Here is a 22934-nt window from a genome sequence, read left to right on the forward strand (position 1 = left end):
TTCTTGAAAGATCAATTACCTTCGCTTTAGATCAAGCAAAGTGATCAAAAATGAGCACGCTTGTTTTATTCTTTAAACATCTGACGTCTCAAACATCCGTTGCGACAAGAAATCAACCAACGCTCGAACTTTAGGTGAAGGATGCTTACTAGCCGGCCAAAGGATATAAAATACCCCTGTCCTGTCTACAAACTCAGGTAATACTTGAACTAATTGCTTATCATCTAAAAATGTCTTGATCGCAAAATCGGGTAAACACGCAATCCCTCGACCCTTCAGCGCAAAGCAAAGGCGTGTCTCGATGTTATTACAAATCATAGAGATCGGAAGCTGTAAATCTGCTTCATCTCCAGCCTGTTTTAAGGGCCATTGCTCCAGCTTACCGCTATGAGAAAATCGGTAGTGTAAACAAACATGTTTTAATAAATCGGCAGGGACTGTGGGCGTTCCATGTTGCATCAAATACGCTGGCGAGGCCACCAGCAATTGTCTAAAGCTGCCTAGTTTAGATGCTTTTAAACGCGAATCGGTCGGAACCCCAGTACGCACAACGGCGTCAAACCCCTCTTCAATCACATCGACTAGTCGGTCGGTAAAGTCAAGATCTAAGGCTATTTCTGGATATTGTTGCATAAAGTCACCCAGTACAGGCAATACCAGTGAACTGACCAAAGGCAGACTAACCCGTAATCGACCTTGTGGAGACTTTATTGCTTGCGATAGCTCCATTTCCGCTGCTTCAATTTCAGCCAATATCCGTCGACTACGTTCTAAGAATAATATGCCCTCAGCCGTCAGATTAAGACTACGTGTATTACGATGAAAAAGTCGTACACCAAGCTTTTCTTCAAGACGAATCAAGCTTTTACCGACAGCAGAAGCAGAAATGCCTAAGGCTCGCCCTGCTGCCACTAGACTCCCCATCTCAGCGATCTTCACAAACACGGCAAACCCACTCAGACTATCCATTGCTTCCTCCTGATTACGGAATAAAACTTCCGTAGAACAAGGAACTATAACCGACTTTTTCTTTAATAGCAGACTTCCTAGTATATAAATCTCGCTTATGAAAAGAAGATTTTTAACATGACTTCCACAGCATCCCCTGCGCTAGAGCCAGTTCAAAATGTTATCCAAGCGGCTATCGATAACCATCAGTTAGTTGGTGCTACAGTCATCGCGGCGCAGCATGGAAAAATCATACACCGTACAGCTTCTGGGCTGGCTGATCGAGAGCAATCCATAGCAATGACCACCGATACCATGTTTCGTTTGGCGTCAGTGAGTAAGGTGATTGTTTCAACAGCAGCTTTGGTGCTGATTGCTGAAAACAAACTGGGCTTAGATGAGTTTATTCATCATCAATTACCCATGTTCCAGCCTAAATTGGCAAATGGAAAATTTGTACCCATCACTGTACGCCAACTACTCAGCCATACCGCAGGTTTAGGCTATCGCTTTAAAGCAATCGGGGTAATGCAATGAGCCGATCAGCTGCACATGATCAATTGCCGATCATCCCTTTACTCATCCTTGCCATGGCGGCTTTTGTTACCATCGTAACAGAAGCTTTACCAGCAGGCTTATTGACTCAATTTGCATTGGGTTTAAATATATCAGAATCTCTTGCCGGACAAAGCATTACCATATATGCCGTTGGATCATTATTAACGGCGATTCCATTAACCAATCTTAGCCAAAATATTCGACGTAAGCCCTTATTACTGATTGCGCTATTGGGTTTTGCTCTGACCAACTTGATCACAACGCTATCGAGCAGTTATCTTTTAACAATGATCGCTCGCTTTCTGGCAGGTGTTTCAGCAGGACTACTTTGGGCCTTGTTAGCCGGATATGCCACGCGCATGGCACCCGAAGCCTTAAAAGGGCGCGCGATAGCAATCGCAATGATTGGCACACCACTCGCCCTATCTTTAGGTGTTCCTGCTGGCACCTATTTAGGTCAAATGCTGGGTTGGCGTATGGCTTTTGCGGTGATGAGTATTTTTGCAATTATGTTAGTACTGTGGGGATGGGTGGCTTTACCTGACTTTGATGGACAAGCTACAGATCAGAAAGTCTCCTTAAAGCAAGTATTTATTTTACCTGGCGTTAGAGCAATATTATTTACTGTCTTAAGCTTTGTGCTAGCACATAATCTACTTTATACCTATATTGTTCCGTTTTTGTCGCTTGCCGATTTAACGCAGCATATCAACATCATTTTGCTCATCTTCGGTTGTTTATCATTATTTAGCATCTTCATTACAGCCATGCTGATTGACCAACATCTGCGCTTATTAACATTGTGTAGCATCATATTGTTTGGCTTTGCAGCCCTATTGCTCAACATCATGGGGCATCATGCTCCTGCGGTTTATCTCGCCGTGGGAATTTGGGGAATTGCATTTGGTGGAGCCGCGACATTATTTCAAACTGCATTAGCGAAAACGACAGATCACATGGCTGATATTGCCCAATCAATGCTGGTCACCGTTTGGAATATCGCGATTGCTGGTGGTGGCATTATCGGTGGCTTCTTACTCAGTTATTTTAGTGTCAGTACTTTTCCAATCGCATTACTCATCCTGTTATTGATGACTTTCATGGTTGTATGGCGCGCGAAACCTTATGGCTTCTGCTAAATTTTAGCGCATTAAATATCTCTTAAAAATTGCACCATCATCATGCATATACAGATGCATGATGTTTAAAAAATCTCGACGACAACCATGGCATACTGCAAAGTTTTATCGCTATAGCCCGAACACCTCACCCTTCAGGGCTGCAATATAATCGGCATAGTTATGGTCCGCTTATTAATTATATTTTTTGGCAGACCACACACACAGTACCACCAGACTGCAAACAGCAAACATCATCATATCTATCGATTCACCCAATAATAATGCCGATAAGATTAAACCAAAGAAGGGCTGCAACAGCTGTAATTGCCCAATTTTTAAAACACCACCTTTTGCCAGACCGTGATACCAGAAGATAAAGCCAATAAACATACTAAAAACTGAAACGTAAACCATTCCAAGCCAAGCAGAAAGACCAACTTGATCTAAGTCACTGGGATAATATGCATAAGACAAAAACAGCATCACAGGTAAAGCCAAAATTAATGCCCAAGAAATCACTTGCCAGCCACCCAACTGCCGAGACAAACGCCCGCCCTCGGCATAGCCTAGCCCACACAGTAAAATAGCAATGATCATCAAAAGACTACCCTGCCACTGTAGTTCTCCACTGCTGCGCAAAAACATATAGATGACGACGCTACAGCTCCCCAAAATGGCAAAAATCCAAAACGGCCACTTCGGCAAACGCTCGCCTAAAATCACAGCAAATACCGCAGTGGATAATGGCAATAAAGCAACAAAAATTGTTGAATATGAAGACGTAATATATTGTAGTGCCAAAGCAGTAAAGAATGGAAAACCGAATACCACGCCAATAGCAATCATGCCCAAACCACGCAATTGCTGCCGATTCGGCAAAGGTTGGCGGTAATAGCACAACATAAGCAGTGCTAAAATACCGGCAATAGATGCTCTGGCACCAGTCAAAAACTCTGCACTAAACCCCATAATGGCGATTTTAGTTGCGGGTAAAGAGCCTGCAAAAATACATATCGCGATGAGTCCTGTTATCCATGCATTCACAACAATAATACCTCACTATTTTTGCTATATTTTTAATGAACAATTTATTATCTGCATAGGAACAGTCATGGTGTATGCGTACAATACTGTTATGAAACAGTCATGCGTGGTGTTATGAAAAATATTAAGCACAGTAGCAAACTCCATCTGGTCACAACACACTTAGAAGCACTACTCAATAGTCAAACACTCTCCTATGGCGCAAAGCTACCGTCTATTCGCCAACTGTCCAGACAGTTAGCAGTCTCTACTTCAACAGTTGTTGAGGCATATGAGCGTTTACTGGTACAGGGGTTAATTTATACACGGCCCGGCGCAGGCTACTATGTGGCTGAGAAGCATAATATTTCTGATATTCATGCTTTAAAAATTAATCCTGAACGTGAAGTCGATCCGCTATGGATTTCTAGACAGTCCCTAGAATCTTCAAGCGATCTACTCAAACCAGGCTGCGGTTGGTTACCTAGCTCTTGGATGCCTGAAAAATTAATGCGTAAAGCGATTAAAGAAGTCGCTCAAAGCTCTGTCACTGATTTAGTGACCTATCCTCATCCATTAGGCTATTTGCCACTACGCCAGTTATTAAGTCGTAAAGCCAGTAATAGCGGCGTTACGGTCTATGCTGAACAAATAATGCTGATGGATTCAGGCACTCAAGCCTTAGATTTGATTTTTCGATTATTTTTAAAAGATGGTGATTGTGTTTTTATAGATGATCCCTGTTATTTTAATTTCCACGCCTTACTCAAAGTTCACCGCCTCAATATCATCGCCATCCCCTTTGAACAAGATGGTCCCAATATTCAAGCGTTCCAAGAAGCCGTACAACAATGGCAACCCAAACTTTATCTGACCAACTCAGCATTACATAACCCTACAGGCGCAGCTTTATCTTTATATAAGGCTTATCAGATTTTGAAAATTGTTGAACAGCAGCACATGGTGATTATTGAAGATGATATCTTTGCTGACTTAGAACACCATATTGCACCACGTTATGCGGCACTAGGTGGTTTTGAGCATGTGATTCAAGTAACAAGTTTTTCAAAAACTATTTCTGCAGCAATTCGTTGCGGTGCCATTATGGCCAAACCCATCTGGATCGACCGTTTGATCAACCTAAAAGTTGCCACGGTCTTTAGTCATAACACCCTCAATAGCAAAATTATTTATGCCATTCTCACCAATAGCCAATATCGACGTTATGTCGATCATTTAAAAATTAAACTACAAAAGCACATGACTCAAACCATCAATCGTCTAACGGCATTGGACATTCAACCTTGGCTTATCCCCACAGGCGGTATGTTTTTATGGTGCCAACTCCCCAATCAACTTAACAGTACCGCATTATCCAAGGCATGTTTTAAGGCAGGTGTTATGCTGGCGCCAGGGCAAGTCTTTAGCCAATCAGAAAGTGCCCAACATTTTCTACGCTTTAATGTTTCTCAATCACAAGATCCCAAAATCTATCAAGTACTTGCTGAGAATTTATCCATACTTACTACAGATGCATCTCGCTAAAATGCTCTCATTTAAAGATCACGTTTTTAAATAGCAATCTCTTGAAAACTAAAGTAATGCAAGCGCAGCTCAGCATGAAGGTACTCAAAAATGAAATGAGCAGATCAGACAAAATAAAAGCGCCCAAGCATGCTTGGGCGCTTTGGATAGAGGACTAATCAATTAATCCTTTACGTATTCCGTGACTTAGAAGCGATATGCGGCACGTACGCCATAGGTATTGTAGTCATCACCAACACCAATACGACCTTCAAGGCTTACATTTTGGTTGAAGTATTTTTTGGCAGAGAAGCCCCATTCGTCTTCTTTGGTCAAATCATTTTTGTAGTAATCTACGCCAGCACTCATGGTACGGTCAAAGTAGAAATCACCACGTACAGAATACTCATCAAGATCACCAAAACCACCGTATGCTTCAAGGTTCACATCATGGTTGGCGATTTTCGTAACGTATTTTGCACGTACAGTTGGATCTGCACCATCTTTACCATCTTTTTGGTCATAACCTTTGACACCTAAGGCTAATAATAAGCCCGGTGCTGGCAGATAACCGACTTCGGCACCATAAGTGGTCACACGATTATCTACATCATATTTTTTAGCTTTAAGCTCATTACGTCCTAGATTTCCACTAAAATAAAAATCGGTACCATCTAAGAAAACTTCTGCACCAGCACCATAAAAAGTGTTTTTGATACCGTTATTATCTGCATAATCGACCTTGGCTTTAATGTTCGTCGCACGGTCTAAGAATGCAGCTTCATTTAAAGGAGCATCACGGGTTTGCACATCTTTGATGTAATAGGTTCCATCAAGACCAAAGCTGTGCGTGTCTTTTAGATCATCAAAATCTGTAAATACATATGATCCACCGACTTCTGCTTGGTAAGCAAAGGCAGGGGCTGCTACAGCGACCATTGAAAGCAATGCAGTTGTTAATGCTAGTTTTTTCATTTTAAAACCCCTTTGTTCCTCAAGGTGTGTCACAAAATACATTTTTTGTTACAAGTTCAGTCTAGTGATTTTTGTTTGCCAGTCAATCAAAAAGTCCAAGCAGCTTTGCAATATCGCGCCAATAATAACATCAAGTGCATGATTTATAAAATAAATTACTAAATGTTTAATTTTATTAAAACTGTGAACAAATTATGACATTGAGCCAAAATGAAAATATTGAGAGAAGATTTCCCCCGCTCGATGCATCGCGTCTCTCGTCTATTGCCTATCTACATAGCACATAGCACTATGTAACGACTGCTTTAGTTTAGTGTGCTTTATTTTAGTGGCATGCCAAGCTCGCTAAACATAGCAATTGCACACGCATGTCTGTACAGCATATTCCGTTTCAATCACCTACAACTTATCAGCTGCTGGTATCTGTAGCATGGTCATTGGCTATGTTAGAATGTGCCAGTTTTAAATTTGAATAGGATCTACGCGTGGAAATCAATCCATATCTAAACTTATTAAAAGACTTAACTGACCGTGGTCAAACACTACGGGGGTATCTTTGACTACGATCTTAAAAAAGAACGTTTAGAAGAAGTACTCCGCGAGTTAGAAGACCCTAGTATTTGGAATGACCAAAATCGTGCTCAAGCGATGGCCAAAGAAAAAGGTGAGCTTGAGAATGTCATCAATGTACTTGAGCGCTTGGCCGAGCAGCTTGAAGATGCCAAAGCTATGCTGGATCTTGCGGTTGAAGCCGACGATGAGAGCTTATTAGTCGATGTACAAAATGAGCTTGATCAAGCAGAAAAAGAACTTGCTGCGCTTGAGTTCCGTCGTATGTTTAGCCACCCGATGGACCCAAATCCCTGCTTCTTGGATATTCAAGCCGGTTCCGGTGGCACCGAGGCACAAGATTGGGCATCTATGCTACTACGCATGTATATGCGTTGGATCGAACGTCATGGCTTTAAAGCAGAACTGATGGAAGTCTCTGATGGCGATGTTGCAGGTATTAAATCTGCCACAATTCGTGTTGAAGGTGAGTTTGCTTACGGCTGGTTAAGAACAGAAACCGGAGTACATCGTTTAGTACGTAAATCCCCCTTCGATTCTGGCAACCGCCGCCACACCTCCTTCTCTGCAGTTTTCGTCTCACCAGAAGTCGATGACAATATTGAGATCGAAATTAATCCGGCCGATGTACGTACAGATACTTACCGTGCCTCTGGTGCAGGTGGTCAGCATATTAACAAGACCGACTCAGCAGTACGTTTAACCCATATTCCAACCGGTATTGTGGTTGCTTGTCAAAATGAACGTTCACAACATGCCAACCGTGATCGTGCGTGGAAACAACTTCGTGCCAAGTTATATGAATTAGAAATGCAAAAACGTAATGAAGCCGCACAAGCGATGGAAGATGCTAAATCGGATATCGGTTGGGGCAGCCAGATCCGTTCTTATGTACTAGATGACTCACGTATTAAAGACCTTAGAACCGGCGTTGAAAACTCCAATACCGGTGCTGTGCTGGATGGCGATTTAGACCGTTTCATCGAAGCCAGTCTAAAACAAGGTTTATAATTCAGCGTCATTAGCAACTCGCTACTACAAGGGCTCCAGCAAATGCGCGAGTCCTTGTAACCAGCAATATATCCAGATCAAGAGCCTGATTACAGCGCAAATGCTAGCGCTTTACGCCATAGCACTCAGCCCTCTAGCATGGAGCGCTGATAGCAGGTTCAAGCACTTGATTGATTTGGGTTTATTCACCGATGAATAGGTGTTTCTTATGGACCATGAATTTGTTTTTAAAGCATTGGCCAATCCCTTAAGACGACAGATTTTACATTGGCTCAAAAACCCAGCCCAGTATTTTCCAGCCGAAGCGTGTTTAGACCTCGAACATGGCATCTGCGCGGGTCAAATTGAACAGCTGGGTCATGTCTCACAGTCCACCATGTCAAATCACCTCGCTGTTTTACATCAAGCCGGCTTATTGCAACTGCATAAACGTGGGCAATGGTGCTATTTCTCACGTAATGAACAAAATATTCAGCAGTTTATTCAGTCAATACAACAGTCATTATAGGCGCTTTATTGGCGGTCAAGCGTCACCATCGAAACACGGTGAGAAAGATGACGAAAAACGTAATGTGTTTTCTTACATCTGCTATGCGATTTCTCTTTATTTGCTCCACTGGGCTTTGTTATATTGCCTTCATTCTCCACCTGTGTAGGATCAAGTTTGGCTACTCCATTTTGGTATAATGCGGCATTAGCGATCGCCAAGCCACTGTATCGTTGGCGTATAAAAAAACGTGCAGACACCCCATCCCAATACCAAGCGGAATGCCTAGAACGCTTTGGTCCTTTTCAAGCGGTTAAAAACCTACACTGTATTTGGTTTCATGCTGTTTCAGTCGGGGAAACCAACGCTGCTCAGCCCTTAATCGAACATTATTTAAAACAAGGGCACGCCGTTTTGGTGACCAATACCACCAAAACTGGACAAGCACGCGCTAAGGCTTTATTTCTCAACAGCCCTTATCAAGCGTTATTTCAAGCCGTTTATTTACCTGCAGATCAACGCCATCTGATTGTCGATTTTCTCAACCAATATCAACCGCGATTATTGGCACTTGTGGAAACCGAGCTCTGGCCAAACTTACTCGATCAAGTCCATGCACGGCATATTCCCTGTTTATTGATCAATGCGCGTCTATCAGAAAAATCGGCACAATCATATGCTCGCCTGCCCAAACTGACAGCAAATATGCTCAAATGCTTAACACAATTATTAGCCCAAGATGCTGATACACAACAGCGTTATCTTGCCTTAGGTATGCCAGCAGCACAAAGTCAAATCGTTGGCAGCATCAAATATGATATTCAAGCCCAACAAACAGCGCTTCAAGCGGCTCAACAATTACAGCAACAGTGGCATTTGCAACATCGCAAAATTGTTATTTTAGCCAGCACCCATGCACCTGAAGAACGCGTGTTATTAGAAGCTTTAAAAGACTACCTCCAACAGAATCGCCACGCCCTATGTATTGTCGTACCACGTCATCCTGAACGCTTTGAGGAAGTTTTTAACCAAATCCAGCAGTTAGCTTTAACCGTACAACGACGCAGTTTAGCGCAGCCCATCCAAGCAGATACCCAAGTTTATTTGGCCGATAGTATGGGTGAGCTTTGGCTCTGGTATGCGCTGAGTCAAGTGGCCTACGTCGGAGGTTCCTTGAATGAACCCGGCGGTGGGCACAATATACTCGAACCCTTAAGCTTAGGACTTGCCACTGTTATTGGACCGAATTATTTTAATTTTCAAAGTATTGTTACAGAATTCAAGCAAGCCCAAGCCATCGCTATTCAAAACAATGCCGCCGATATCGCTCAGAGCATTGTGCAATGTTTAGAGCAACCTGAATTCGCTGCACAATATCAACAACACGCACAAAGCGTTTTGGCACGTAATCAAGGCTCACTACAACGGCATATCCAAGCCATTGATCTTGCTTTGCAGCCCGAAAGCGCGACCTAATCTCATCATTAATATTTGTATCAATATTTGTATCGCCCATGAACCTTTGTATCGCCCATGAATATTGTTTTAATTGACCCACCTCCTGCTGAGGCAGAGCTGTGGTACATCCAAGAAGCACGGCAATTGCAACATCTACAGCAGCATTTAAAGCTGCAAGTTGGAGAGCAACTCAAAGTCGGTATTCGTGCTGGACAACGCTATCTGACTGAAGTCGTTGCAATAGATGCGCAAGGTGTGGCACTGAAGCCCATTATGTCTCAGCCCTGTCCTGGCAAAATCCCCTTAACGCTGATTGTGGCATTGCCACGCCCAAAGGTACTACGCCGACTGATTATGGACAGTGTCAGTTTAGGAGTAGAAAAAATTGTTCTGATTCATAGTTATCGCGTTGATAAAAGCTACTGGCAAAGCCCTTTTTTACAACAACTGCCACACTATATCGATCTTGGATTGGAGCAAGCGGGTGACACGATTGCGCCGCAAATCGAGATTTACCAACGCTTCAAACCTTTTGTAGAAGATGTACTTGCTGCACAAATCGCAGCTGGGCAAACCGCCTGGGTCGCACATCCATACGCAGAACAGGCGATGCCACATGCGATTGATCACCCATGCAGTATCGTGATTGGACCAGAAGGTGGTTTCATTCCCTATGAAATCGAGCTCTTACAACAAAATGGCTGCCAAGCACGCTGCTTTGGTACACGAATTTTACGTACAGAAACTGCTATTTCTTATGTGATTGGGCGGCTATATCAATAAGCCGCTCCATCCGATGATCTTACATGCTATTAAACATCAGCTATCTAGCCATGGCTTGATGTCACGATGTAGTCTGATATTTCACAGTTCATGCTTTAGGCTGTGCTGCTGTCTCTGCATCTGCATCTGCATCTGCTTCCGCACGATATATTTTGACTTCTTGTACGGGATAAGGAATCGAAATTTTTTCACGATGGAATGCTTCAACCACTTGCTCTTGCACACGGCTAATAGATGCTGAGGTTGAGACATCATTGGTATCAACCCACCACGTCACCGCGAGTTTCACTGAAAAATCAGACAAGCTGCTGACATTCACACTAAAACTCGGTTGGCTGAGAATGCTTTGATCATGATCTAAGATATTCATAATCAATGCTTTCGCTTTAGTGGTATCATCCTCATAACCGATGCCAACTGTAAATTCACAACGGCGACGCGTATAGGCGGTATTGACCGTTAATGAGCTGGTATATACCGTCGCATTGGGGATCACAATACGTCGACCATCTGGTGAACGTAAAAAAGTTGCACGAACTTGAATGTCTTCGACTGTACCTTCCATACTATTGACAATAATGGTATCCCCTATACGGAAAGGTTCACCCAATAAAATCAAAATACCCGACAGCATATTTTGGAAAATATCTTTAAATGCAAACCCAATCGCAACAGAGCCAATTCCCAAAGCACTCATTAACTGCCCAGGCGTAAACCCAGGAATCGCCACAACCATTGCGATTAATATACCAAGGAAAATAATAATCGTACTGCCGACCCGATTTAATACCAGCACTAAATTTTGACGGGTATAACTACGATTTTCTAAAGTCTTTTGAATAAAAAATTTAAAAACTTTAGACAGTAACCAGAAAATTAAAATAACAACGAGTGCAATAATAAAATAAGGAACGCGTTGCCAAAATCCCTCAATGATTTTATCGATACTACTATATACATCATTATATTTACTGGTATGCGCAATGACCGTTTGAGCGGTTTTTTCGGTCGCAGAATGTATAAACTCTGAGGTGCCCTGCGCCATTTCACTGAGATCAGATCTTTGTTCTGTCACGTTAACTTTCTCCAGACGTCATGCAAGATCACGTCATTTATCTGACAAATCATTTTCATTCAATATCTTTAAAATCTTGTACTCACGATACAGCAGGATCACATTATATTGATCAGGATCACAACAGCTCGTCAGTTCATCTTGATTGCATTGACATCCTCTCCGACCTAAAGACCGGGGATTCCTCCTGCGAGACGCTCATGCCCGAGCGCAAGAATATTCAGTGCGGAATTTACATCCCGATCATGGAGCGTACCGCACTCCATGCACTGCCATTCTCTTATTCCAAGTCCTGCTCTACCTTTCGGACTATTGCAGCGTGAGCCACAACACGAACAAGTTTGGGTGGTATAGGCTTCATTGACTTCTTCATACCATACTCCTGCGTTCTCGCATTTATACTGGAGCATAGTTCTTAATGTTTATCTTTTATGCGTAATTTAAGTGTCTTCATACTTAATACTTAAAATATATTGGGTCTATGGCTAACAATAAATAGCAATTTCTAGCTTAGTGAATAGTTTAAAGGGTGCTTCCAGTCGCTTATATCCTCGGGCTAAACCCCGAGGTTTTACGCTCCAAAGGATAAATTAACATAATATTTTTATGCACTTTGTATGAATGCTGCAGCATTTTATAGACTTGCTGCCGTATATATTCACACCTTCAAGCACCAGCTTAATATCGCAAGGGCTCAAAATATATTGCCAGAGGTCTTAAAAAAATATTGCCAGAGGTATTGTAAGAGATAGGGCAAAATCATCATCCATTCACCTTGTACAAGGCTTATATTGATCAATGTTGGGCAGCTAACAGTTCAATGAGCGCTTCTTAAAATATCTATTCTATCTCAGATCCTTCAAATGAGATGCTGCGCTGCGCCGCCAACATAAGGCTGATGCAAAAGATATTATTGTTCCAAATTAAATATTTATATCATGCTGTCACATGACTGAAAATTACTTTTCAATCTTTTAAAAATTATTCTAAACTACGACTAAAGCATAATTGTTATCCGAAAAGATGTGTCGTAATACTGAAAACAACAGGCTAAGTAATACAACTAAAATTAAAGCACCAATCTCATGATGAGATGGAATAATCAAGGAAGTTCAAGATGAAAGAAATCTATCCAGTCCCAGAAGACTTTGCAAAAACTGCACGGACCAACCAACAGCAGTATTTTGAACGCTATCAACAATCTATCGAAAATCCAGAACTATTTTGGGCCGATGCTGCGAATAAATTAGACTGGATTACCCCATTTCAAACTGTCCGTAACTGCAATCTTGATCCAAATCACTTTAAACTGGAATGGTTCGCAGATGGTCAGCTTAATGTCAGTGCCAACTGCCTAGATCGCCACCTCAAAGAACACCCCCATAAACCTGCCATTATTTGGGAAGGTGATCACCCTTCACGTCATAAAATTATTTCCTATACAGAACTCTATGACGAAGTCTGCCGTTTTGCCAATGTCCTAAAAAAACATGGCGTACAAAAAGGTGATCGTGTCGTGCTGTACATGCCAATGATCTCTGAAGCAGCCATTGCCATGCTGGCTTGTACCCGTATTGGTGCAGTGCACTGCGTAGTCTTTGGCGGCTTTTCACCCGATGCCTTGGCCAGCCGAATCGAAGATTGCCAAGCCAAAATCGTCGTAACGGCGGACTCTGGCATGCGCGGCGGGAAGCCCATTCCCTTAAAAGAAAATGTTGATCAGGCTTTGGCGCTGGGCAATACCACATCCGTCGAGCATGTCATCGTGGTGCATCGCACAGGCAATGCGATCAACTTTCATCCACCGCGTGACTTGTGGTATCACGTTGAAATTGCCGAAGTGAACGAAATCTGCCCAGCTGAACCCATGTTTGCTGAAGACCCACTCTTTATCTTATATACCTCGGGTTCTACTGGAAAACCCAAAGGGGTATTGCATAGCACGGGCGGCTATCTCACCTATGTCAACAGTACCTTTAGAGAAATTTTTGATATCAAACAAGATGATGTCTTTTGGTGTACCGCAGATGTGGGTTGGATCACAGGACATTCCTATGTACTCTATGGTCCGCTCTCCAATGGCACCACCACAGTTATGTTTGAGGGTGTTCCACAATATCCAACTTGGGCACGCACAGGGCATATTGTAGATAAACATAATGTGACGGTGTTATATACTGCACCAACGGCGATACGCGCCATGATGCGTGAAGGTGATGGCTTTGTACGAGAAAGCGACCGCAGCAGTTTACGCCTGCTCGGCTCAGTTGGTGAACCCATCAATCCTGAAGCATGGCAATGGTACTATACCGTTGTGGGCGAAAGCCGCTGTCCAATTGTCGATACTTGGTGGCAAACAGAAACTGGCGGCATACTCATTTCGCCCTTACCCGGTGCAACGCCCTTAAAACCAGGTTCCGCGACTCGTCCTTATTTCGGTATTCAACCGGCTGTTGTGGATGAGCAGGGAAATGAACTCGAAGGTGCGGCCGAAGGTAATTTGGTCATCAAAGACAGCTGGCCGGGGCAAATGCGTAGTATCTGGGGCGATCAAAAACGCTTTATTGAAACCTATTTCTCAGTTTATCCCGGTCAGTATTTTACTGGTGATGGCGTACGCCGTGATGCGGATGGCTACTATTGGATTACAGGGCGCGTCGATGATGTACTCAATGTTTCAGGACATCGTTTAGGCACAGCAGAAATAGAAAGTGCTTTGGTTGCACATGAGGCTGTTGCTGAAGCTGCTGTAGTGGGAATGCCACATGACATCAAAGGTCAGGGAATATGTGCCTACGTTACCTTGCAGGCAGGCATAGCACAAGACGAGGAATTACGCCAAGCGCTCTATGTTTGGGTGCGTAAAGTACTCGGTCCTGTGGCAACACCCGACGCCGTGGTTTGGGCACCATCCTTACCAAAAACCCGTTCAGGTAAAATCATGCGGCGTATCTTAAGGAAAATTATTGCCAATGAACTCGATAGTTTAGGCGATACCAGTACTTTAGCTGAGCCTCAAGTGGTGGAGCAATTGATTATAGAAGTTCAGGCGATTCACTGAATCTCGCCCTTAACACAATGAATGCTGTGCCCCTACAGCATTCATTGTTCATGTCGGATGCTCTGTGCTGATCTTAGAATGCGGCTTTAAATCCAAGCTTTAAACCCAGACTTAAAAATAAAACAGATATTCATAAAAAATTTTAGACTGGCTTCAAGACAAGAAGTCATTACAACCGTTAAAATTATTCCCATTAGCAAAATGGCATAACAATTGCTTTGTCTTGCTTGCTATTCACACAGCGCATCGTGTGCGACTTTATCGTAGGGGAAATTTTAATGAAAGCAATTCAGCAACTGTGTGCCGCCACGCTCCTTATGAGTATGACACCCTATCTCATGGCCAGTGACAACTTAGCTTTTGCCGGTGAAGTGACGGGGAATATTGCCGTGGTTTCCAGCTATGTTTTTCGCGGTATGACCAACAGCCCAGAAAATGATAATCCCTCTATCCAAGGTGGCATCGAATACAGCCATCCATCAGGTTTATACATCGGTTATTGGGGCTCAAATCTAGGCTACTCACTGAGCAAATATGATGCAGCCAGTGAGCAATATCAAGGCAGTAAAGCATTTGAAAATGATATCAATATCGGTTACCGCGGCAAAGTGAATGACGACCTAAGCTATACCATCGGCGGCAGTTATTACTATTATCATCAGTCCGATGCCAAATCAGACTTCTTTGAAACATTATTGGGCATCGACTATAAAAATCTTAGTTTCATTACCCAGACTGCTAGCAAAGACACCATCTCTGGCAATAAAGGCGATACCTACGTACAAGTTGCCTATGCGCAAGCATTACCGAAAGATTTTACTGGGCACGCGGCTATTGGTGCATATTATTACAATGACAAAGACAAATACGTTGAAACCACCGAACACTTTAACTTCAGGCATTTAACGCTGGGGCTAAGCCACCCAATAGCCAACACTGGTGCCAATGTCAATTTTGACTTTATTGTCGGAGGGCGTGATCGTCTTGATGAAAAGCAAAAGAATCAGGTGGTATTAGGTCTTGCCTACGACTTCTAATATCTGTCATAGCAGCGCAGTATCATAAGGGGCAACCCAAGTTAAAGTTCTGCGCTGCTTAAACTTTGTAAATAAGATCTCACAGCAGTTGTACAACCAATCGCTCCTCAACAGTAACTTGGGGCAAGCAAATGGTTTATTGCAAATCTAGGATTTTTAACTGCAGACTACTACGACCATTGTAGTCATTGCGCTCCAAGCTATAGACCAGCGACACCTGAGACTGCGTAGGCTCAAACTGAAAACGCTCCGCCGCATTGAAGGCAATCGCGTCAAGGCTTTGCCCATTCTGTAAAGTCAAACGTAACTTAAGATGAGTCTCTTTCAGCCACCGTGCATCTTGTACTTGAAATCGCCCTTCAAAGATTGGCAATGGAAATTGATGCCCCCATGGACCATATTGCTGGATTAAATCAACCGTTTCTAACTGCAATTCGTGTTCATCTAATGTACCGTCAGTCCATAAGCTCGCTTGAAATAAAGCAGGGTCCATCGCCGCAATCTGTTCATGAAAGATAGCTTTAAATTCTTGAAAATGTTCACGGCGAATGGTCAAACCCGCAGCAGCGGCATGCCCACCAAAGAATTTAACTAAATGTGGAAATTTTTCTGCAACCAGTTCAATTGCATCACGAATATGAATGCCTTCAATTGAACGTGCTGAACCTTTGATGTGTATACCGTCTTGATCGGGTGCAAAGACAATACTCGGTCGATGAAATTGTTCTTTTAAGCGCCCTGCCACAATTCCAATCACACCTTGATGCCAATGCTCCTCAAACATGACCAATGCGGCAGGCAAAGTTTGTGCATCAATTTCAACCTGATTGAGTGCCTGCAAAGCTTCCTGCTTCATTTGCACTTCTACTTGCCGTCGTTCCAAATTGAGACCATTGAGCGCTCTAGCTAAACGATATGCTTCAGAGACATCGTCACAGAGTAAACAGGCGATACCGATGTCCATGGTATCCATTCGCCCTGCGGCATTGATTCTAGGACCCAATACAAAACCTAAATCTTGTGCTTGTAACTGAGCAGGATCTCGCCCAGCAACATCCAATAATGCACTAATCCCAATACGACATTGCTGTTGTTGTATGCGTTGTAAACCTGCTTCGATTAAAATGCGGTTGTTATAGTCTAAACTTGCAACATCGGCATAAGTTCCCAGCGCCACCAAATCTAAATATTGCGTTATCTTTGACGTGGTCTTGCCATGCTGAGCCCGCAAAGTCGCTAAACGAGCCAATACATAAAAAGCAACCCCAACACCCGCTAAAGCTTTACTGGCAAAAGTACAGCCCTGCTGATTGGGATTGACCACAGCTTCAGCGGGCGGCGGTATTTTGCTGGTTAAATGATGGTCGGTAATAATGACGCGCATACCATGCGCCTGTGCCTGAGCAACACCGGCATGGCTGGAAATACCATTATCTACCGTGATCAGAAGATCTGGTTGATAGGTCTGCATGGCTAAATCGGCAATAGCGGGCGTCAAACCATAGCCATATTTGAAACGATCTGGCACCAGATAATTCACCTCTGCCCCCATATCGCGCAATGCCAATATCATCAATGCAGTACTGGTTGCGCCATCGGCGTCATAATCGCCAATTACTACAATTTTCTCACCCTGATCAATGGCTTGATCCATGAGTGCTACCGCTTGTTGCAGCCCCTTTAAATCTGGCGGCAGCAGATGTTTGAGCTTTAACACCAGCTCTTGTTCAGACTGTACCCCACGCGCCGCCAAGATCTTCGCCATAAAGCTGGGTACCGTCTTAAAGCAATCAGGAGAGCTCAGTAAAGGGCGTGAAACAATACGGTATTTAGACATCTTCTTCCTAAATTGACAGCTCTTAAGGCATCAAACGTTGTAAAATCCACTGACCATCTTGTTGTAGATAGTGAATCCGATCATGCATACGGTTTGGTCGTCCTTGCCAGAACTCGTAACGATCTGCCAGCACACGATACCCTCCCCAAAATTCAGGCTTAGGAATTGCCTCATCCTGTGCAAATTGTGCACTTATCTGTGCAAAGCGTTGCTCTAAACTGGAGCGATCTGCAATCACACCACTTTGCGGTGTACTGACATAAGCCGCCAATTGGCTATCACGTGGTCGTTTATGATAATAATCACTGGCTTCAGCCTCAGAGATTTTCTCCACAGCCCCATGAATGCGCACTTGACGTTCTAACTCTGGCCAATAAAACAATAATTCTGCTTGTGGGTTTTCGGCTAAGTCCAGCCCTTTTTGGCTGTCATAATTGGTATAAAAATCATAACCTGCCTGACTGGCGCCACGGAGTAATACCGTACGAACATGAGGGCGTCCTGTTGCATCTGCTGTTGCCAAATACATGGTATAAGGTTCATGTAAAGGCGATGCTAAGGCTTGATTAAACCAAAGCAAAAACTGCTCATGCGGATCTCGATGTAGCTGTGATTCTAACAGTTGATCTTTTTGATAACTTAAACGCAATTCACTCAAATCTTTGATGGTATCACTCATCTCAAACTCCTCACCTAAGCTCAGGCATGTTGCCGGATTGCGTCAGCCAAGTGATTGGCCAATGCAGTAATATGTTCGTGATCATCACCTTCTACCATCACACGAATCACCGGTTCAGTGCCAGACTTACGAATCAATAAACGTCCACGACCTTGTAATTGCTGTTCGACACTGGCAAATTGTGCTTTCAGAGCATCTATGGCAAAAGGATCAATCATTTGCTCTAAGCGAACATTGACCAAGACCTGTGGAAATAGCTTAAACTCACTGACCAGTTGATCAAGACTTTTTTGCTGCTCAACCATTACGGTCAGTACTTGTAATGCCGCAATAATGGCATCCCCAGTGGTACTTTTATCAAGTGTCAGGACATGACCTGATGGCTCACCACCAATGCTCCAACCATTTTCCTCTAAGGCTTGCAACACATAGCGATCGCCGACTTGAGCACGTACAAATGGCACACCAGCAGCAGCAAGTGCTAACTCTAAGGCCATATTACTCATCACCGTACCCACAATCCCCGCAGGCTTATGCTGACTTTGTGTAGCCAAGATATAGAGAATATGATCGCCATCAATCAAATTACCAAAACGGTCGACCATCACAACCCGATCTGCATCCCCATCAAAAGCAATTCCAACATCGGCTTGTTGTTCTACCACAGCACGTTGCAAACTTTCAGGATGAGTGGAACCACAGTTTTGATTGATATTTAAACCATCAGGCTGTTCATGCATGGCAATGACTTTGGCACCTAACTCACGGAATACAGCTGGACCCACGCTATAAGCCGCACCATTGGCGCAATCCACCACAATTTTCAGATCACGCAAACTAAAATGATAAGGGAAAGTAGACTTACAAAATTCGATATAACGACCATTGGCATCTTTAACACGCACACTTTTACCAAGATTTGCCGGCTCATCGATGTACAAGTCTTGTTCAAGCTGTTGGTTAATGGCTTGTTGGAGTTCATCAGAAAGCTTCTTGCCCTCTCCTGAGAAAAACTTAATGCCATTATCAAAATAAGGATTGTGTGATGCAGATATAACAATACCAGCATCAGCATGTAAGGCACGGGTTAAATGTGCAATCGCCGGTGTAGGCAGAGGGCCCAATAAATGAACATAAACACCTGCGGCATTTAATCCCGCTTGTAAAGCAGATTCCAAAATATAACCCGATAAACGTGTATCTTTGCCCAAAACAACAATGGGTTTTTGCGTGTGACTTATTTTTTTTAATACTTTCCCTGCTGCAAAACCAAGTTGTAAGGCGAATTGTGGTGTAATTGGTGATTCACCAAATTTTCCCCGTATACCATCTGTACCAAAATAACTCATTTTAAATCCGCTAATCGTTTCAAATTACATATATTTTAAAGAGCTGCTCATGCGGATACCGATCAAATTTGTAATGCGATATCCTCATTTCCCCAGACATTCTTCTATCTTATCTAAGCACCAACCTGAGCACCAGCAAGTGCTCAAGTCTTTCTGTACTTTACACCAAAAACAACAAAAGCCATCACTTGAGGATGGCTTTTTATGCAAACTTTCATTAAAACCTTATTTTTTTTAAGGTTATATCGCGTAGCTTAACCTACGCGATAGTTTGGAGCTTCTTTGGTAATAGTGACATCATGTACATGTGATTCTTGCATGCCGGCAGAAGTGATTTTCACAAACTTGGCATTTTGACGTAAATCATCAACTGTGGCAGAACCGGTATATCCCATGGATGAGCGTAAGCCACCCATCATTTGATGCACAATCGCACCCATTGGACCTTTATACGGCACACGACCTTCAATCCCTTCAGGAACCAATTTCTCAGCACCTGCTTTCGCATCTTGGAAATAACGATCGGCTGAGCCTGTTGAACCAGCCATTGCGCCTAAAGAGCCCATACCACGATATGCTTTATAATAACGACCTTGGAAAAACTCAACTTCGCCAGGTGCTTCTTCGGTACCTGCCATTAAAGAACCTACCATAATCGTGCTAGCACCAGCACCTAAGGCTTTCGCCATATCTCCAGAGAAGCGAATACCACCATCTGCAATCAGTGGAATCTGTTCTTTCAGTGCATTGGCAACATTATCAATGGCAGAAATTTGCGGTACGCCAATCCCAGCCACAATACGTGTCGTACAAATTGAACCCGGTCCAATACCGACTTTCACTGCATCTGCACCAGCATCCATGAGAGCCAATGCTGCATCTGCGGTCGCAATATTACCGCCAATCACTTGAACTTGAGGATAGTTTTGTTTAACCCAGCGTACACGTTCAATCACGCCAGCAGAATGACCATGTGCAGTATCAACCACAATCACATCCGCACCAGCATCAACCAATGCTTCAACACGTGCAGGTGTTTCTGCACCCGTTCCAACGGCTGCGCCCACGCGTAAACGACCTAAATCATCTTTACAGCTATTGGGATATAACGCAGCTTTACGGAAATCCGTAACGGTAATCAAACCTTTTAGCGCATGATGATCATCAACCACCAAAACTTTTTCAATACGATGTTTTTGCAACAATGCTTGAATATTTTCTTTAGATTCGCCTTCTTTTACTGTCACCAAACGCTCTTGCGTGGTCATAATATTACTAACAGGCTGTTCAAAATTCGTTTCGAAACGTGTATCACGCCCCGTCACTATACCAACGACTTTGCCATCTTTTACCACTGGCACACCGCTGATATTATTGGCTTCAGTCAGCGCCATCAACTCACGTACTGTGGTTTCTGGACTAACGGTAATCGGATCATTGACTATGCCCGCCTCAAATTTTTTGGTGCGGCGAACTTCGGCAGCCTGTGCAGCAATGTCCATATTTTTATGCAATATTCCAATACCGCCATGCTGTGCCATAGCAATTGCCATACGAGACTCAGTCACGGTATCCATGGCAGCAGAAACTAAAGGAATATTTAATTGAATGCCTCGTGTAAGGCGTGTCTTTAGGGAGACATCTTTTGGAAGAACTGTAGAATAGGCAGGGAGTAACAAGACATCATCGAAGGTCAACGCTTCTTGAACGATGGTCAGCATAACAATCTCACTGGTAATTTCCGTGAGCCATTATATACAAATTTAATGATAAATTTCATTGCTAATTGCATAAATTGCACTGTAATTTTTATTTAAGCAATTTTTTATTTATAAAATGTCTATTAGAACAACAAGATGCTAGGTATTTTGCCGAGCATCATACATAGCGCCTCGTGATCTTTTTTCATTTAACTGACTTGGTCATAACCCTCATCATTGCTAGATGCCAAATCGAGATTGACGATTGGAATCAAGCCATGGGCAAGTCGTGCTTTTTGGCACTGTTGATCACCCGCTTGAACCTCCTTACAACTTTCACTGCGTACTGTATAAATTCCACAGCTTACAGCCTGTCCAACTTCGCCCTGTAGTGCAACACAACGCGGCTGTTTCTGATTGGTACCACACATACACGAATAAACGGCCGTTAAAGGCTCAACCATCTCGCTAGGCATCGCCTCACCTTCAGCCCAATAAAAAGATACCCGAAAATAGGCACAACATGCCCCGCAGCTTAAACAAATATCGTCTCGACTAACCTGTGACAACTGCATTTGAAATTCTCATTATTAAAGTTGTAGATTGAGCAGAAATGCTAAAAAAATCTGTTTTTATTGGCAATAGTTTTTTAATATTTTTTTGTGATCATGCACTGCGCTAAGCACCAGCCCATCACGCTTTAAGCAATCGAGCATCCTTCTAAATAGCGCTAAAATGGTGCAATTTAAATAGATATTCTGTATGGGGCAAACAGTGACAAAAAAACCGCGATTATTCAGATCGCGGTTTAACGTTATAAGCAGTTTATGGCGTATTTAAAAACTTAGAGCAAATAATACCCAAGCAAAGTCATCACCCCTAATGCCATAAAAATACAGGCACCAATTTTATGAATCAAAGCAATCGGTAGGCGCTGGGCAAAGCGATCTCCAACCAATACCGCTGGGACATTCGCGATGAGCATGCCCAAGGTGGTACCCATTGTGACCCAAAATATGCTGTCGTATTTGGCGGCCAATGCAACCGTAGCCAATTGTGTTTTATCGCCAATTTCAGCTAGGGTAAATAAAATGAAGGTTGCCCCGAATACGCCAAATTTTTGCCATTTTTTTATATTTTCGCTTTCATCTTCTAGTTTATCTGGAATAAGCATCCAGATAGCCATCGCAATGAAACCAATTGATAAGACCCAAACCAACCATGTTGGATTGATCATCGCAGTAATCCATTGTCCAAATACAGCAGATAATGCGTGATTAATTAAGGTAGAAACTAAAATTGCGGCAATAATCGGTATAGGTTTTTTGAAGCGTGCAGCAAGCAGCAAGGCAAGGAGTTGTGTTTTATCACCCATCTCTGCGAGCGCTACAATGAGTGTAGAAGAGATTAGTTCTTGCATATTCAAAATCTCTGGCTAGCGTCATACCGATGACCTACCTCTCCTGCTAGCCATAAATCGAAATGATTGCAGAGCGGTAAATCAAAGGTCTTGCCAACAAAAGATAGCTTATTTCTAAGCACCATTGAACTTTGCTATGATGACCACGCTCTGTTGAGCAATTATGTTGATCATCACCTGTTTACCTGCGTAAACAGCGGCTACTCCCCAATGAAGTGTACGGCAATTCTACAGGCTAATCGGCATTTAAGCAACAGCCCAAAACACTTTATCTCGAAAATACATATTAGATCATGCTTATAAATAAAAACCCCGTAT

At 43.1% G+C, this 22934-nt stretch carries 19 protein-coding genes, 1 pseudogene and 1 riboswitch; of the genes and pseudogenes, 9 read left to right on the forward strand and 11 right to left on the reverse strand.

Annotated features, from left to right (window positions below; all coding sequences use genetic code 11):
- Positions 1-72: 72 nt before the first annotated feature.
- On the reverse strand, positions 73-969 hold the full coding sequence (locus tag BFG52_RS15615) for a LysR family transcriptional regulator (protein WP_067558339.1): 897 nt from the start codon (positions 967-969) through the stop codon (positions 73-75).
- A gap of 117 nt (positions 970-1086) precedes the next feature.
- On the opposite strand from BFG52_RS15615, the gene BFG52_RS15620 reads away from it, so the two are divergent.
- Together BFG52_RS15620 and BFG52_RS15625 are read left to right on the forward strand one after the other, a co-directional pair.
- Positions 1087-1485: a serine hydrolase domain-containing protein gene (locus BFG52_RS15620; RefSeq protein ID WP_067558342.1), complete on the forward strand. Its 399-nt coding sequence runs from the start codon at positions 1087-1089 to the stop codon at positions 1483-1485.
- Positions 1482-2645, forward strand: a complete 1164-nt coding sequence (locus BFG52_RS15625) for an MFS transporter (protein ID WP_067558345.1) — start codon at positions 1482-1484, stop codon at positions 2643-2645. The genes BFG52_RS15620 and BFG52_RS15625 overlap by 4 nt, the downstream gene beginning before the upstream one ends.
- Positions 2646-2819: 174 nt before the next feature.
- Here BFG52_RS15625 and BFG52_RS15630 read toward each other — a convergent pair whose 3' ends face one another.
- On the reverse strand, positions 2820-3671 hold the full coding sequence (locus BFG52_RS15630; RefSeq protein ID WP_407639223.1) for a DMT family transporter: 852 nt from the start codon (positions 3669-3671) through the stop codon (positions 2820-2822).
- Positions 3672-3785: 114 nt separating this feature from the next.
- Here BFG52_RS15630 and BFG52_RS15635 point away from each other — a divergent pair, with 114 nt between their 5' ends.
- The gene (locus BFG52_RS15635; RefSeq protein ID WP_067559652.1) at positions 3786-5195 is read left to right on the forward strand and encodes an aminotransferase-like domain-containing protein; all 1410 of its coding nucleotides are present in this window, start codon (positions 3786-3788) and stop codon (positions 5193-5195) included.
- Positions 5196-5381: 186 nt separating this feature from the next.
- Here BFG52_RS15635 and BFG52_RS15640 read toward each other — a convergent pair whose 3' ends face one another.
- Positions 5382-6149 (reverse strand): putative porin, encoded by a 768-nt coding sequence (locus BFG52_RS15640; protein ID WP_067558351.1) that lies wholly within the window; start codon positions 6147-6149, stop codon positions 5382-5384.
- A gap of 485 nt (positions 6150-6634) precedes the next feature.
- Between BFG52_RS15640 and prfB the strand changes: the two genes are divergently transcribed.
- From prfB to BFG52_RS15660, 4 genes are all read left to right on the forward strand, one after another.
- Positions 6635-7730 (forward strand): peptide chain release factor 2 gene (prfB, locus tag BFG52_RS15645; protein WP_099092644.1). Its coding sequence is split into 2 segments (ribosomal slippage): positions 6635-6706 and positions 6708-7730, totalling 1095 coding nucleotides; the frame shifts between segments, so codons are not numbered across the junction.
- A 208-nt stretch (positions 7731-7938) separates the two neighbouring features.
- Positions 7939-8238, forward strand: a complete 300-nt coding sequence (locus BFG52_RS15650) for an ArsR/SmtB family transcription factor (RefSeq protein ID WP_067558354.1) — start codon at positions 7939-7941, stop codon at positions 8236-8238.
- 156 nt (positions 8239-8394) lie between these two features.
- Positions 8395-9693 (forward strand): 3-deoxy-D-manno-octulosonic acid transferase, encoded by a 1299-nt coding sequence (locus BFG52_RS15655; protein WP_067558357.1) that lies wholly within the window; start codon positions 8395-8397, stop codon positions 9691-9693.
- A gap of 57 nt (positions 9694-9750) precedes the next feature.
- Positions 9751-10458, forward strand: coding sequence for a 16S rRNA (uracil(1498)-N(3))-methyltransferase (locus BFG52_RS15660; RefSeq protein ID WP_067558362.1), 708 nt, complete (start codon positions 9751-9753; stop codon positions 10456-10458).
- A gap of 88 nt (positions 10459-10546) precedes the next feature.
- Here BFG52_RS15660 and BFG52_RS15665 read toward each other — a convergent pair whose 3' ends face one another.
- Positions 10547-11533 carry a mechanosensitive ion channel family protein gene (locus BFG52_RS15665; protein WP_067558367.1) on the reverse strand — a complete coding sequence of 329 codons (987 nt, stop codon included), beginning with the start codon at positions 11531-11533 and terminating at the stop codon, positions 10547-10549.
- Between the two features lie 167 nt (positions 11534-11700).
- Positions 11701-11955: pseudogene (locus BFG52_RS16725) on the reverse strand (zinc ribbon domain-containing protein); the annotation flags it as partial.
- Positions 11956-12650: 695 nt separating this feature from the next.
- On the opposite strand from BFG52_RS16725, the gene acs reads away from it, so the two are divergent.
- Together acs and BFG52_RS15675 are read left to right on the forward strand one after the other, a co-directional pair.
- Positions 12651-14594, forward strand: coding sequence for an acetate--CoA ligase (gene acs, locus BFG52_RS15670; protein ID WP_067558370.1), 1944 nt, complete (start codon positions 12651-12653; stop codon positions 14592-14594).
- Positions 14595-14872: 278 nt separating this feature from the next.
- Entirely contained in the window at positions 14873-15631 is a 759-nt protein-coding gene (locus BFG52_RS15675) for a TorF family putative porin (RefSeq protein ID WP_067558374.1), read from the forward strand.
- A gap of 136 nt (positions 15632-15767) precedes the next feature.
- Here BFG52_RS15675 and recJ read toward each other — a convergent pair whose 3' ends face one another.
- From recJ to BFG52_RS15705, 6 genes are all read right to left on the reverse strand, one after another.
- A complete protein-coding gene (gene recJ, locus BFG52_RS15680; RefSeq protein WP_067558377.1) occupies positions 15768-17468 on the reverse strand; it encodes a single-stranded-DNA-specific exonuclease RecJ in 1701 nt (566 codons plus the stop codon).
- 22 nt (positions 17469-17490) lie between these two features.
- Positions 17491-18147, reverse strand: a complete 657-nt coding sequence (pdxH, locus tag BFG52_RS15685; protein ID WP_067558380.1) for a pyridoxamine 5'-phosphate oxidase — start codon at positions 18145-18147, stop codon at positions 17491-17493.
- A 20-nt stretch (positions 18148-18167) separates the two neighbouring features.
- The gene (gene glmM / locus BFG52_RS15690) at positions 18168-19496 is read right to left on the reverse strand and encodes a phosphoglucosamine mutase (RefSeq protein WP_067558383.1); all 1329 of its coding nucleotides are present in this window, start codon (positions 19494-19496) and stop codon (positions 18168-18170) included.
- 254 nt (positions 19497-19750) lie between these two features.
- Positions 19751-21217: an IMP dehydrogenase gene (gene guaB, locus BFG52_RS15695; RefSeq protein WP_067558386.1), complete on the reverse strand. Its 1467-nt coding sequence runs from the start codon at positions 21215-21217 to the stop codon at positions 19751-19753.
- 188 nt (positions 21218-21405) lie between these two features.
- Positions 21406-21771 (reverse strand): YkgJ family cysteine cluster protein, encoded by a 366-nt coding sequence (locus BFG52_RS15700; RefSeq protein ID WP_067558390.1) that lies wholly within the window; start codon positions 21769-21771, stop codon positions 21406-21408.
- Positions 21772-22040: 269 nt separating this feature from the next.
- Positions 22041-22616 (reverse strand): TMEM165/GDT1 family protein, encoded by a 576-nt coding sequence (locus BFG52_RS15705; protein ID WP_067558393.1) that lies wholly within the window; start codon positions 22614-22616, stop codon positions 22041-22043.
- Between the two features lie 79 nt (positions 22617-22695).
- A riboswitch (yybP-ykoY riboswitch) is annotated at positions 22696-22839 on the reverse strand.
- Between the last annotated feature and the right edge of the window lie 95 nt (positions 22840-22934).

Source organism: Acinetobacter larvae (genome assembly GCF_001704115.1).
Taxonomy (GTDB): domain Bacteria; phylum Pseudomonadota; class Gammaproteobacteria; order Pseudomonadales; family Moraxellaceae; genus Acinetobacter; species Acinetobacter larvae.

What these genes read in the sequence shown, in the direction of transcription:
- BFG52_RS15615 (WP_067558339.1), bottom strand. Translation starts at nt 969, where the DNA reads ATGGATAGTCTGAGTGGGTTTGCCGTGTTTGTGAAGATCGCTGAGATG.
- BFG52_RS15620 (WP_067558342.1), top strand. Translation starts at nt 1,087, where the DNA reads ATGACTTCCACAGCATCCCCTGCGCTAGAGCCAGTTCAAAATGTTATC.
- BFG52_RS15625 (WP_067558345.1), top strand. Translation starts at nt 1,482, where the DNA reads ATGAGCCGATCAGCTGCACATGATCAATTGCCGATCATCCCTTTACTC.
- BFG52_RS15635 (WP_067559652.1), top strand. Translation starts at nt 3,786, where the DNA reads ATGAAAAATATTAAGCACAGTAGCAAACTCCATCTGGTCACAACACAC.
- BFG52_RS15640 (WP_067558351.1), bottom strand. Translation starts at nt 6,149, where the DNA reads ATGAAAAAACTAGCATTAACAACTGCATTGCTTTCAATGGTCGCTGTA.
- BFG52_RS15650 (WP_067558354.1), top strand. Translation starts at nt 7,939, where the DNA reads ATGGACCATGAATTTGTTTTTAAAGCATTGGCCAATCCCTTAAGACGA.
- BFG52_RS15660 (WP_067558362.1), top strand. Translation starts at nt 9,751, where the DNA reads ATGAATATTGTTTTAATTGACCCACCTCCTGCTGAGGCAGAGCTGTGG.
- acs (WP_067558370.1), top strand. Translation starts at nt 12,651, where the DNA reads ATGAAAGAAATCTATCCAGTCCCAGAAGACTTTGCAAAAACTGCACGG.
- BFG52_RS15675 (WP_067558374.1), top strand. Translation starts at nt 14,873, where the DNA reads ATGAAAGCAATTCAGCAACTGTGTGCCGCCACGCTCCTTATGAGTATG.
- recJ (WP_067558377.1), bottom strand. Translation starts at nt 17,468, where the DNA reads ATGTCTAAATACCGTATTGTTTCACGCCCTTTACTGAGCTCTCCTGAT.
- pdxH (WP_067558380.1), bottom strand. Translation starts at nt 18,147, where the DNA reads ATGAGTGATACCATCAAAGATTTGAGTGAATTGCGTTTAAGTTATCAA.
- glmM (WP_067558383.1), bottom strand. Translation starts at nt 19,496, where the DNA reads ATGAGTTATTTTGGTACAGATGGTATACGGGGAAAATTTGGTGAATCA.
- guaB (WP_067558386.1), bottom strand. Translation starts at nt 21,217, where the DNA reads ATGCTGACCATCGTTCAAGAAGCGTTGACCTTCGATGATGTCTTGTTA.
- BFG52_RS15700 (WP_067558390.1), bottom strand. Translation starts at nt 21,771, where the DNA reads ATGCAGTTGTCACAGGTTAGTCGAGACGATATTTGTTTAAGCTGCGGG.
- BFG52_RS15705 (WP_067558393.1), bottom strand. Translation starts at nt 22,616, where the DNA reads ATGCAAGAACTAATCTCTTCTACACTCATTGTAGCGCTCGCAGAGATG.